Raw genomic sequence first — 10,436 nt, forward strand, 5'->3', positions numbered from 1 at the left:
CCACCGGACCCGAATGGTCAGTCGGCCGCGCAGAACAGATCGTAGACGAGGTCGATTATTTGACGGGGGCGATTGTCGGTCAAGCGGTAGTAGATCGCCTTGCCGTCGCGCCGCGGCGTCACCAGCCCCTCCAGCCGCAACCGGGCGAGTTGCTGCGACACGGCGGCCTGCCGCGCAGACAACAGGTCTTCCAACTCGGTCACCGACTTCTCGCCGGTCGCCAGATGGCACAGGATCATCAACCGCCCCTCATGGCTGATCGCCTTGAGGAAGTTGGACGCCTCGGTGGCGTTTTCCATCATCTTGTCGAGGTCTTCCTCGCAGATGCGGTCATCAATGATCGGGATCCCCATGTCAGATCCTCTCCAATGTGCGGCGGTCGGGACTTTGGCGGGGCTTTTGCCCCAGCTTTGTGCAGGATTGAAGCGTTTTGTTTCGATCCATGCGCATCTGTGACCGCCTGTTACCCGTTGGCCTCTGCACCTGCGGGCTGGGCCGGAACAACGGGCACCTCGGCCCGTTCCAGCATCATCCCCAGAAGCCCCCAGAAGAAATCCTCGCCCGGGTAGCCCTCGATCCGGTTCACTTCCTGCCCGTCCACCACCAGAATGAAGGTCGGGGTAAAGTTGACCGGGCGGGCCAGTTCGAAGCTGGCGGGCGTTCCGGAATGAATGTCATAGCGCAGAAGCGGGGCCGCCTGTCCCTCGCCGGTCTTGGGATAGATCTCTGCAATCTCGTCATCCCAGCGCTCGCAATAGGCGCAGCCGACCTGTTCGGCCATGACCAGACGAACCTCGGCCCATGCCGCGCCCGCGGACAGGGCCAGACCGATCCCAAGCAGTCGGATCACATTTCGCATTGCGTGGCCCCAAGTTCGATTGACGTGGACAGTTTCACTTATCATAATTTGAATATGTGAATTTCTCAAGGGGCAAGCCGCATCATGGATGTGACCTTCATCGGGGCTTTCGTCGCCGGGCTTTTGGCCTTTTTGACCCCCTGCATCCTGCCCATGGTGCCGTTCTACTTTTCCTATATGGCCGGGATTTCCATGGCAGAGTTGCGTGGCGATGGCGACATCGCGCCGGGGGCGCAGCGGCGCCTGTTCGTTTCGGCCGTCATGTTCGCCCTGGGCGTAACCACCATTTTCATGTTGCTAGGCCTTGGGGCGACGGCGCTGGGGCAGGCGTTTTCGGCCTGGAAAGAGCCGCTGTCCTATGTGGCCGCGGCGGTGATCTTTGTGTTCGGCCTCCATTTCCTTGGGATTATCCGCATCGGCTTCCTGATGCGCGAGGCGCGGATGGAAAGCAAATCGGACCCCTCGACCGTTCTGGGGGCCTACGTCATGGGCCTTGCTTTCGGGTTTGGCTGGACGGCTTGCGTGGGGCCGGTCTTGTCGACGATCCTGATGATGGCCTCGGGGATGGGCGATCTGACGCAAGGGGCGCTTCTTTTGGCGGTCTTCGGCATCGGGATGACCCTGCCGTTCGTCATCGCCTCGCTGTTCGCGCGTCCGTTCCTGTCATTTATGGCCCGGCATCGCGCCAAGATGGGCTATGTTGAGAAAGTGATGGGGGTTTTGCTGATCGTCTTCGCGATCCTGATCGCCACCAACAGCGTCAATGTGATCAGCAACTGGCTGATCGAAGTTTTCCCGGTTTTCCGGAGCTTGGGGTAATCCCACCGGGCCGGGCAGCAGAACGGAGAGGAGAGACCCGATGTTCAGACGGACGTTCCTTGCGGCGATTGCCGCGCTTGGTCTTGCCGGGCAGGGCGCTGCCGAAGCGACGATGGGCGACGATGGCCTGCACAAGACCGGTTGGATGCATGACACCTTTCGTGACCTGCGCGAGGATCTGGACGAGGCCAATGTCGAGGGCAAGCGCCTTGCCATCATCATCGAACAGCGTGGCTGTATCTACTGCACCAAGATGCACGAAGAGGTGTATCCCACGCCCGAGATTGACGCGCTGCTGAACGACGAATTCTTTTTCGTCCAGATCAACATGTTCGGCGACGTCGAAGTGACCGACTTTGACGGCGAGGTTCTGACCGAGAAAGAGGCGGTCCAGAAGTGGGGGCTGATGTTCACCCCGACGATTCTGTTCTTCCCTGAAGAGGTGACCGAAGAACTGCCCGCGAACCGGGTCGCCGTGGCCTATGTGCCGGGTGCCCTGTCAAAGGGGATGTTCTTCAACATGCTGACCTGGGTTCTGGAGCATGGATACGAGACGGACGAGAATTTCCAGAAATATCATGCGCGTATCCTGACAGAAGGTGGTGGACTCTACGGGTCGGACGGGTAACCATGGCCATCCGCCAGTGCGCCGCAGTGCAGCAATATTCAAATAAATGAATTTGTGATTGCTAATCTGAAGTCCGGTGCGCTACGGTATGCCAAAAGCAAGATATGACGCACACAGGGAGGATCAGGGAGGGCCCATGAAGCGCATCATTCCATTTACGGCCGCAGCGGTTATCGCAGCGGGCATGGTCACGGCGGAAACCGCCCCCGAGGATGTCGTCTTTGGCGAATACGGCGAGATCGCCGAATCGCTGACCGGCGTGGCGGGCGATCCGGCGGAAGGCGAAAAAGTGATGACCAGCCGCGGGCTGGGCAATTGCATCGCCTGCCACCAGGTGACCGCACTTGAAGACTACCCGTTCCACGGCGAGGTTGGCCCGTCGCTGGACGGTGCCGGGTCCCGCTGGGACGAGGCACAGCTGCGCGGTATCGTCGCCGGGGCGAAGAACACCTTCCCCGACAGCATGATGCCAAGCTTCTACAAGTCGACCGGCTTCATCCGCATCGGCGACGCCTTTACCGGCAAGGCCGGGTCGGACCCGACCACCCCGCTTTTGACCGCACAACAGATCGAGGATGTTGTCGCCTACCTGATGACCCTTCAGGACTAAGCGACAAGACGTTTCGCAAGAGGAGAAACCATGACCTTTACGCGTAGAGACACGCTCTTGATGGCGATGAGCGCAACCGCGGCGGCGATGCTGCCGTTCCGTGCCTCGGCTGCCGTTGAAGACAACATCGCCGCCTTCACCGGTGGCGCGGCCGTGGGCGAGGGTGGCATCACCCTGACCGCGCCGGAAATCGCCGAAAACGGCAACACCGTTCCGATCGAAGTCAACGCCCCCGGCGCCGTGTCGATCATGGTGCTGGCCGCCGGCAACCCGACCCCGCCGGTCGCCACCTTCACCTTCGGCCCGCTGGCCGGGGCACAGCAGGCGTCGACCCGCATTCGTCTGGCCGGCACGCAGGACGTGATCGCGATTGCCAAGATGGCCGACGGCAGCTTTGTTCAGGCAAGCGCCGAAGTGAAAGTCACCATCGGCGGCTGCGGCGGCTGAGCTGAGAAGAGGGAGTTAGAGACATGGCAGAAAACGTTACACCCCGCGTCCGCGTCCCCCGCTCGGCGGCGGCAGGCGAGACGATCACCATCAAGACCCTGATTTCGCACACGATGGAATCGGGCCAGCGGAAAGACGGCGACGGGAACCCGATCCCCCGGTCGATCATCAACCGCTTCACCTGCGACTTCAACGGTCAGAACGTCATCGACGTGACCCTGGAGCCCGCGATCTCGACCAACCCCTATTTCGAATTCCAGTCGCTGGTGCCCGAAGCCGGGACCTTCACCTTCACCTGGTTTGACGATGACGGGTCGGTCTACACCGATACGAAGGAAATCGCGATCGGCTAAGGCCGGGCCACCACAGGGAGGAGCAACATGAAAAAAACAATGCTACGGGGGGCTATCGCGGCGGCGGCCATGATCGTGGGGGCACAGGGTGCACTTGCACAGGACGCCGACAGCCTCACCATCAACGGCGAGATCGACATCGTGACCGAAGCCCCGGCTGCGGCGCACCTGGATGGGGCGCTGCGGACGGTCTATTCGGGTTGGCGGTTCCGGTCCGACGAGACCCAGGCCATGGAAATGGACGATTTCGACAACCCCGGCATGCTGGCCGTAGAAGATGCCATGGTGGCCTGGAACACCGCCGAGGGAACCGAGGGCAAATCCTGTGCGGATTGCCACGGCGACGCGGCTGAATCCATGACTAACGTCCGTGCCGTCTATCCGCGCTGGAACGAGGAAGCGGGCGAACTTCGCAACCTGCAAATGCAGATCGACGCCTGCCGCACCGAACAGATGGGCGCCGAGGCATGGGGGCTCGACAAGACCCCGATGCTGAACATGGAGGCGCTGATTTCGTCGGTCGGCCGTGGCACAATCGTGAACGTGGCTATCGACGGTCCGGTTGCCGATATGTGGGAACAGGGGCGCGAGCTTTACTACACCCGCACCGGTCAGCTGGAATTGTCCTGCGCCAACTGTCACGAAGACAACTACGGTAACTACATCCGCGCCGATCACCTTAGCCAGGGTCAGATCAACGGTTTCCCGACCTACCGTCTGAAGAATGCCAAGCTGAACGGTGTGCAGGGCCGCTTCCGTGGTTGTGTCCGTGACACCCGTGCCGAGACCTATGCGGTCGGCAGCCCGGAGTTCATGGCGCTGGAGCTTTATGTCGCGTCGCGCGGCAACGGGCTTGCGGTCGAAGGTCCGTCGGTTCGTAACTAATCGGTCTGGCCCGCCCGACGTGCGTTGGGCGGGCCTTTCCTTACCTGAAAACATTCAATAATGCGCATACGTTGCGCTGACAGGCCGATCCGGCGACGGGCGGCGATCATGTCAAAGAGGGAAGACAGATGGACAAGATCTTCAAAGGTATGAAGCCGTCCCGCCGGTCGTTCCTGACCGGGGCCGCGGCTGCCGGGGCAGGGGCCGTTGCGACGGTTGCCAAGGGGCAGGGCGCGCCCGACCCGGCCATCGTGGAACAGCAGCCCTGGCGGACCTTCCTTGGCGAAGGTGTTGATGCCTACCCCTATGGGATGCCGTCCGAGCACGAGGCCCATGTCATCCGCCGCTCCGTGCCCTGGCTGACCGCCGATCCGATTTCCTCTGTCAACTTCACGCCGCTGCACGAGTTGGATGGGATCATCACCCCCAACGGGTTGTGCTTTGAACGGCACCACGGCGGCATCGCCGAGGTGGACCCGGTCGAACACCGGCTGATGATCAACGGGCTTGTGGACAAGCAGATGGTCTTCACCATGGAAGACCTGAAGCGGTTCCCGCGTGAAAACCACGTCTACTTCCTCGAATGCGCGGCCAACTCGGGCATGGAATGGGCCGGTGCGCAGCTGAACGGCTGCCAGTTCACCCACGGTATGATCCACAACGTCATGTATACCGGCATCCCGCTGCGCCTGCTGCTGGAAGAGGCCGGGGTCAAGACCAACGGCAAATGGATCATGGTCGAAGGCGCGGATGCGGCAGGCATGAACCGGTCGATCCCGATCGAAAAGGCGATGGACGACTGCCTGATCGCCTTCAAGATGAATGGCGAGGCGCTGCGCCCCGAACAGGGCTACCCGGTCCGTCTGGTCGTTCCCGGCTGGGAAGGCAACATGTGGGTCAAATGGCTGCGCCGTATCGAAGTGGGCGACCAGCCCTGGCACGCCCGTGAAGAGACCTCGAAATACACCGACCTGCTGGAAAACGGGACGGCCCGCCGGTTCACCTGGGAAATGGATGCCAAATCGGTCATCACCAACCCCAGCCCACAGGCCCCTATCACCCATGGCCCCGGACCGACCGTCCTGACCGGCGTGGCGTGGTCCGGCCGTGGCACGATCCCGCGCGTGGACGTGACCATCGACGGCGGCAAGAACTGGTATCAGGCCCGCATGTCCGGTCCCTCGCTGAACAAGTCGATGCACCGTTTCTACTTTGAATTCGATTGGGACGGGACACCGCTGCTGCTGCAAAGCCGTGCGCATGACAGCACCGGCTATGTCCAGCCCACCAAGAACGAGCTTCGTGCCATCCGGGGCGAAAACTCGATCTACCACAACAACGGTATCCAGACCTGGTACGTGAACGAACAAGGGATCGCCGAAAATGTCGAAATTTCTTAAGATCTTCGCCCCCGCCGGGGCCGGCGCTGCCTCGATCCTGACGCTTGCCTATGTGATGGCCGACCAGTTCGTCGTCGACATCCCCGCGCCGCTGCGCACCGTGATCGCGGTGCAGCCGGCACAGGCGCAAGAGGCCCCCGTGGAAGAGACAGCGACCGCCGAGGCCCCGATGGAAGCGCCGGTTGAAATGGCCGCCGCCATCGTCGAACCCGCCGCGCCATCGCGTGAAGGCGGTTATGGGTTGGGCCGCGAGGCGCTGCCGGAAGAAGTGGCCGCATGGGATTTCGACGTGCGCCCCGATGGGCTGGGCCTGCCGGAAGGGTCCGGCGATGTCTGGACCGGCGAGGAGGTTTTTGTCGAGAAATGCTCCATGTGCCACGGCGACTTTGGCGAGGCCGTGGGCCGCTGGCCGGTTCTGGCCGGGGGCTGGGACACGCTGGAAAACAAGGATCCGGTGAAAACCATCGGGTCGTATTGGCCCTATCTGTCGACGGTCTTCGACTATGTCCACCGGGCGATGCCCTTTGGCGAGGCCGAAAGCCTGACGGCGGATGAAACCTATGCGATCACCGCCTATCTTCTTTACGTGAATAACCTTGTCGAAGACGATTTCGAACTGTCGCATGAAAACTTCGCCGAAGTCCGGCTGCCGAACGAGGGCGGGTTCTTTATGGATGACCGGCTTGAGACCGAATTCCCGGCCTTCGTGCGCCCGGAAATCTGCATGGAGAACTGCAAGGAGACGGTAGAGATCACCATGCGCGCCAGCGTGCTGGACGTGACCCCGGAAGAATCCGGCGTGGTCGAAGGCGACGGGGCAGAGGCCCCTGCCGCCGAAGCCCCCGCCGCCGAGGAAGCCCTGGTTGAAGAGGCTGCAACCGAAGAGGCCGCCCCCGCCGCTGAACCCGCGGAAGAAACCGCAGCCCTTGATCCGGCGCTGGTCGAGGAAGGCGCGGGCGTCTTCCGCAAGTGTCAGGCCTGCCACCAGGTTGGCGACGGCGCGACCAACCGCGTCGGTCCGGAACTCAATGGCCTGATGGGCCGGGTTGTGGGCAGTGTTGACGGCTTCAACTACTCGAACGGGTTCGCCGATGCCGCCGCGGCAGGCGAGGTCTGGACAGCGGAATCGCTGGCCGAATTCCTGACCAACCCGCGTCAGGCCCGCGCAGGCACAAAGATGTCCTTTGCCGGTCTGCGCGATCAGGCCGACATCGACGCGGTCTTGGCTTACATCCAATCGGAAGGCGGGATGTAACCGGCGCGGACAGCATGATCCATGTCAAGGCGGCGCCCCGTCGCCTTGGCATAGTTGCAGGATGACAAAGGGAGGATCCCAACCATGAAGACTTTTGCATCTGCCGCAGTTGTTTCCCTCGCCCTTGCCGCACCGGCCCTTGCCGACACGGCAACGACCTATCCCTTCGATGGCAGCTTTGACGATGCCACCTTCGCGCTGGAAAACGCGATCATCGAACGGGGGCTGGTCATCGACTGGGTCAGCCACACCGGCGACATGCTGGCCCGCACCGGCGAAGATGTCGGCTCGGACGTGGTCCTGTTTGACAATGCCGATGTGTATCAATTCTGCTCGGCCCAACTCTCGCGCGAGGTGATGGAGGCGGATTTCATGAACATCATGCACTGCCCCTATTCGATCTTCGTGTTTGAACGGGACGGGGCGGTGACCATGGGCTTCCGCGACATGCCCGAAGGCGACATGCAGGTCATCCAGAACCTGCTGGACGGCATCGTTCAGGACGCAGTGGGGAACTAAAGACTGATGGACTACCAGAATTTTTTCCGGTCGGCGCTGACCCGGCTGAAGGATGAAGGCAACTACCGCGTCTTCGCCGATCTTGAACGGGAACGCGGGGCCTTTCCGAAAGCGGTCAACCACAAGGACGGGGCGGTCCGGCCGGTCACGATCTGGTGTTCCAACGACTACCTTGGCATGGGGCAGCACCCCGCGGTGCTGTCCGCCATGCATGATGCGCTGGATACCGTGGGCGCGGGCGCGGGCGGCACCCGCAATATTTCCGGCACCACCCACCACCACGTGCTGCTGGAGCGGGAACTGGCCGATCTGCACGGCAAGGAAGCGGCGCTTCTGTTCACCTCCGGCTATGTGTCGAACTGGGCAACGCTGGGCACGCTGGGGGCAAAGATCCCCGGTCTCGTGATCCTGTCGGATGCGCTGAACCACGCCTCGATGATTGAAGGCATCCGCCATTCCAAGGCGCAGCGGATCATCTGGAAACACAATGATCTGGAAGACCTGGAGCGGCATCTTGCCAGCCTGCCCGCCGAGCAGCCGAAGATGATCGCCTTTGAATCCGTCTATTCGATGGATGGCGATATCGCCCCGATCCGCGAAATCTGCGATCTGGCCGACAGGTACAACGCCATGACCTATCTGGACGAGGTGCATGCGGTCGGCATGTATGGCCCGCGCGGCGGCGGTATCGCCGAACGCGAAGGGCTGATGGACCGCGTCACGATCATCGAAGGCACGCTGGGCAAGGCCTTTGGCGTGGTCGGCGGCTATATCGCAGCCTCCGCTGACCTCTGCGATTTCATCCGGTCCTTCGCCAGCGGGTTCATCTTTACCACCGCGCTGCCGCCTGCCGTAGCAGCCGGGGCCTGCGCCTCGATCCGGCATCTGAAGGACAGCCGCACCGAACGCGAGACCCAGCAGGACCGCGTGGCCCATCTGCGCGCCCGTCTGGACGAGATCGGCATCCCGCATATCCCGAACCCCAGCCACATCATCCCGGTGATGGTCGGCGATCCGGTGAAGTGCAAATACCTGTCGGATGTGTTGATGGACCGCTTTGGCATCTACATCCAGCCGATCAACTACCCGACCGTGCCAAAGGGAACCGAGCGGCTGCGGATCACCCCGTCGCCGGTGCACACGCAGGCCGATATCGACCATCTGGTCGGCGCGCTAAGCGAGCTGTGGACCCAGTGCCAACTGGCGCGGATGCCGATGGCGGCGCAGTAGCGCCGGGTTACATATTCAGGAAGGTCCGCACGGCGGCTTCGAATTCGCGCGGTTTTTCGGCGTGGAGCCAATGACCCGCATCGGGCAGCTTGGCAAAGCGGGCGTTGGGGAACAATTCCTTGATCCGGTCCCGGTATTCCCGCCGCACATAATCCGACTTCGCCCCTGACAGGAACAGGGTATCCCCTTCGAACGGGGGCAGATCAATCTCGGGGAAGCCCACGATCTTGGGCATTTCCGCCTCAAGCACATCAAGGTTCAGGCGCCAGCGCCTTTCCTTCAGATCCAGAGATTGCAAGAAGAATTCGGCCAGTCCCGGTTCCAGCCCTTCCAACTGGGCAAGGGCATCGGCACGGCTGCCGACGCGGGACAGGTCGACGGCGCGCATGGCGTCGATATTGTGCGTCTGGGTGTGCTGATAGGGAACCGGCGCAATATCGGCCACCACCAGCTTGCCCACCTTTTCGGGGTGGGTCAGGGCCAGCAGCATCGCCGCCTTGCCACCCATTGAATGCCCCAAAACGTCCCAGCGCCCGTCGATCACCTGCGCAAGGTCATCGCCCAGCTCGGGGTAGGAATGGGTTGCCATCTGGGGGCTTTGCCCGTGATTGCGCATATCGGCCGCGACGACCTCGCGTTCGTCGGACAGCCGTTTGGAAATCACGCCCCAATTCCGGGCCGATCCAAACAGCCCATGGGCGATCAGCAGGGTGGGTTTATCGGTCGGGGCGCCATGCCGGATCGTGTTCAACATGGCACAACGATTAGCGGCCTTGGGCCGGGGATGCCAGCGGGATTGAGCGGGAGGGCCGACTCATGGTTATGGCTGGCCTATGGACCCGAATGCGCTTGACCCCGTAGTGGATGAAATCCGCGGCCTCTTGGCCGAACGGTTGCGCGTGCGCGGCAAGACGCTCGAAGCGCAGTTGCGCAAGGCCCGGCGGCTTCTGCCGCGCGCGGTCCGGCGCGAGGCGACATTCTTGGAGCAGTCCAGCCAGTTGATCGGGAACCGGAAACTGGCACGGATGGTGGACATGGACCATGTGGCGCGGGCGCGACGCGTGGTCGTCGATCACCTGCGCCAGATCGACCCGTCCCAACGGCGGCGCGATGCCCTGCTGAACTGGGCAGCCTTCGTCGGACTGGTGGTCCTCGTGGCCGGGGGCGGGGTCATCTGGGCGCTCTGGGCCCGCGGGCTGGTCTAGGGCCGCCAAAGGGCGCCGAGCACACAGGCCTCGCCAACCCGGCGGGAATGTGTTTTTAAGGGTTTGCACGTCAAGCTGTTGTATTTGCAAAGCTTTGGGGCGCAGAAGGTGTTCGATAGAGATTGGAGGCTTTGGCCGATTGGCCTGCTTCAGGCAACATCAGTCCAATTCCCGGCCGATTTGTCCTGCAAAACAGGACTACACACTGCCCTACAGCGAAGTGTCT

The 10,436-nt window shown here is 62.2% G+C and carries 14 protein-coding genes; 11 read left to right on the plus strand and 3 right to left on the minus strand.

Features of this window, described 5'->3' with window-relative positions:
* Positions 1-17 precede the first annotated feature (17 nt).
* Both EU803_RS18015 and EU803_RS18020 read right to left on the minus strand, forming a co-directional pair.
* Positions 18-353 carry a metalloregulator ArsR/SmtB family transcription factor gene (locus EU803_RS18015; RefSeq protein ID WP_129685468.1) on the minus strand — a complete coding sequence of 112 codons (336 nt, stop codon included), beginning with the start codon at positions 351-353 and terminating at the stop codon, positions 18-20.
* A gap of 110 nt (positions 354-463) precedes the next feature.
* Positions 464-859, minus strand: coding sequence for a hypothetical protein (locus EU803_RS18020; protein WP_129685469.1), 396 nt, complete (start codon positions 857-859; stop codon positions 464-466).
* An 81-nt stretch (positions 860-940) separates the two neighbouring features.
* Between EU803_RS18020 and EU803_RS18025 the strand changes: the two genes are divergently transcribed.
* From EU803_RS18025 to hemA, 10 genes are all read left to right on the plus strand, one after another.
* The gene (locus EU803_RS18025) at positions 941-1,678 is read left to right on the plus strand and encodes a cytochrome c biogenesis protein CcdA (protein ID WP_129685471.1); all 738 of its coding nucleotides are present in this window, start codon (positions 941-943) and stop codon (positions 1,676-1,678) included.
* 40 nt (positions 1,679-1,718) lie between these two features.
* Positions 1,719-2,306 carry a thioredoxin family protein gene (locus EU803_RS18030; RefSeq protein WP_129685473.1) on the plus strand — a complete coding sequence of 196 codons (588 nt, stop codon included), beginning with the start codon at positions 1,719-1,721 and terminating at the stop codon, positions 2,304-2,306.
* Positions 2,307-2,442: 136 nt separating this feature from the next.
* Complete coding sequence (gene soxX, locus EU803_RS18035) at positions 2,443-2,916, plus strand: sulfur oxidation c-type cytochrome SoxX (RefSeq protein ID WP_129685474.1); 474 nt, start codon at positions 2,443-2,445, stop codon at positions 2,914-2,916.
* 30 nt (positions 2,917-2,946) lie between these two features.
* Positions 2,947-3,363 carry a thiosulfate oxidation carrier protein SoxY gene (gene soxY / locus EU803_RS18040; protein WP_129685476.1) on the plus strand — a complete coding sequence of 139 codons (417 nt, stop codon included), beginning with the start codon at positions 2,947-2,949 and terminating at the stop codon, positions 3,361-3,363.
* Positions 3,364-3,386: 23 nt separating this feature from the next.
* Positions 3,387-3,716 carry a thiosulfate oxidation carrier complex protein SoxZ gene (gene soxZ / locus EU803_RS18045; RefSeq protein ID WP_129685478.1) on the plus strand — a complete coding sequence of 110 codons (330 nt, stop codon included), beginning with the start codon at positions 3,387-3,389 and terminating at the stop codon, positions 3,714-3,716.
* A gap of 27 nt (positions 3,717-3,743) precedes the next feature.
* Positions 3,744-4,601: a sulfur oxidation c-type cytochrome SoxA gene (gene soxA / locus EU803_RS18050; protein WP_129685480.1), complete on the plus strand. Its 858-nt coding sequence runs from the start codon at positions 3,744-3,746 to the stop codon at positions 4,599-4,601.
* A gap of 128 nt (positions 4,602-4,729) precedes the next feature.
* Complete coding sequence (gene soxC, locus EU803_RS18055; RefSeq protein WP_207209241.1) at positions 4,730-6,001, plus strand: sulfite dehydrogenase; 1,272 nt, start codon at positions 4,730-4,732, stop codon at positions 5,999-6,001.
* Positions 5,985-7,256: a c-type cytochrome gene (locus EU803_RS18060; RefSeq protein WP_129685482.1), complete on the plus strand. Its 1,272-nt coding sequence runs from the start codon at positions 5,985-5,987 to the stop codon at positions 7,254-7,256. The genes soxC and EU803_RS18060 overlap by 17 nt, the downstream gene beginning before the upstream one ends.
* A gap of 84 nt (positions 7,257-7,340) precedes the next feature.
* Positions 7,341-7,775, plus strand: coding sequence for a DUF302 domain-containing protein (locus EU803_RS18065; RefSeq protein WP_129685484.1), 435 nt, complete (start codon positions 7,341-7,343; stop codon positions 7,773-7,775).
* 6 nt (positions 7,776-7,781) lie between these two features.
* The gene (gene hemA / locus EU803_RS18070) at positions 7,782-9,005 is read left to right on the plus strand and encodes a 5-aminolevulinate synthase (protein ID WP_129685486.1); all 1,224 of its coding nucleotides are present in this window, start codon (positions 7,782-7,784) and stop codon (positions 9,003-9,005) included.
* Positions 9,006-9,012: 7 nt separating this feature from the next.
* On the opposite strand, the gene EU803_RS18075 is transcribed toward hemA, so the two are convergent.
* Positions 9,013-9,759: an alpha/beta fold hydrolase gene (locus tag EU803_RS18075; protein ID WP_129685488.1), complete on the minus strand. Its 747-nt coding sequence runs from the start codon at positions 9,757-9,759 to the stop codon at positions 9,013-9,015.
* A gap of 106 nt (positions 9,760-9,865) precedes the next feature.
* Between EU803_RS18075 and EU803_RS18080 the strand changes: the two genes are divergently transcribed.
* Positions 9,866-10,210, plus strand: coding sequence for a hypothetical protein (locus EU803_RS18080; RefSeq protein ID WP_129685490.1), 345 nt, complete (start codon positions 9,866-9,868; stop codon positions 10,208-10,210).
* Positions 10,211-10,436 lie beyond the last annotated feature (226 nt).

It is taken from the genome of Loktanella sp. IMCC34160 (genome assembly GCF_004145845.1).
In the GTDB taxonomy this organism is placed as follows: domain Bacteria; phylum Pseudomonadota; class Alphaproteobacteria; order Rhodobacterales; family Rhodobacteraceae; genus SELP01.

Excerpts from the sequence above, each read along its gene's own strand:
- soxA (WP_129685480.1), top strand. The coding sequence starts at position 3,744 with ATGAAAAAAACAATGCTACGGGGGGCTATCGCGGCGGCGGCCATGATC.
- EU803_RS18020 (WP_129685469.1), bottom strand. The coding sequence starts at position 859 with ATGCGAAATGTGATCCGACTGCTTGGGATCGGTCTGGCCCTGTCCGCG.
- soxX (WP_129685474.1), top strand. The coding sequence starts at position 2,443 with ATGAAGCGCATCATTCCATTTACGGCCGCAGCGGTTATCGCAGCGGGC.
- EU803_RS18015 (WP_129685468.1), bottom strand. The coding sequence starts at position 353 with ATGGGGATCCCGATCATTGATGACCGCATCTGCGAGGAAGACCTCGAC.
- soxY (WP_129685476.1), top strand. The coding sequence starts at position 2,947 with ATGACCTTTACGCGTAGAGACACGCTCTTGATGGCGATGAGCGCAACC.
- hemA (WP_129685486.1), top strand. The coding sequence starts at position 7,782 with ATGGACTACCAGAATTTTTTCCGGTCGGCGCTGACCCGGCTGAAGGAT.
- soxC (WP_207209241.1), top strand. The coding sequence starts at position 4,730 with ATGGACAAGATCTTCAAAGGTATGAAGCCGTCCCGCCGGTCGTTCCTG.
- EU803_RS18075 (WP_129685488.1), bottom strand. The coding sequence starts at position 9,759 with ATGTTGAACACGATCCGGCATGGCGCCCCGACCGATAAACCCACCCTG.
- soxZ (WP_129685478.1), top strand. The coding sequence starts at position 3,387 with ATGGCAGAAAACGTTACACCCCGCGTCCGCGTCCCCCGCTCGGCGGCG.
- EU803_RS18065 (WP_129685484.1), top strand. The coding sequence starts at position 7,341 with ATGAAGACTTTTGCATCTGCCGCAGTTGTTTCCCTCGCCCTTGCCGCA.
- EU803_RS18060 (WP_129685482.1), top strand. The coding sequence starts at position 5,985 with ATGTCGAAATTTCTTAAGATCTTCGCCCCCGCCGGGGCCGGCGCTGCC.
- EU803_RS18030 (WP_129685473.1), top strand. The coding sequence starts at position 1,719 with ATGTTCAGACGGACGTTCCTTGCGGCGATTGCCGCGCTTGGTCTTGCC.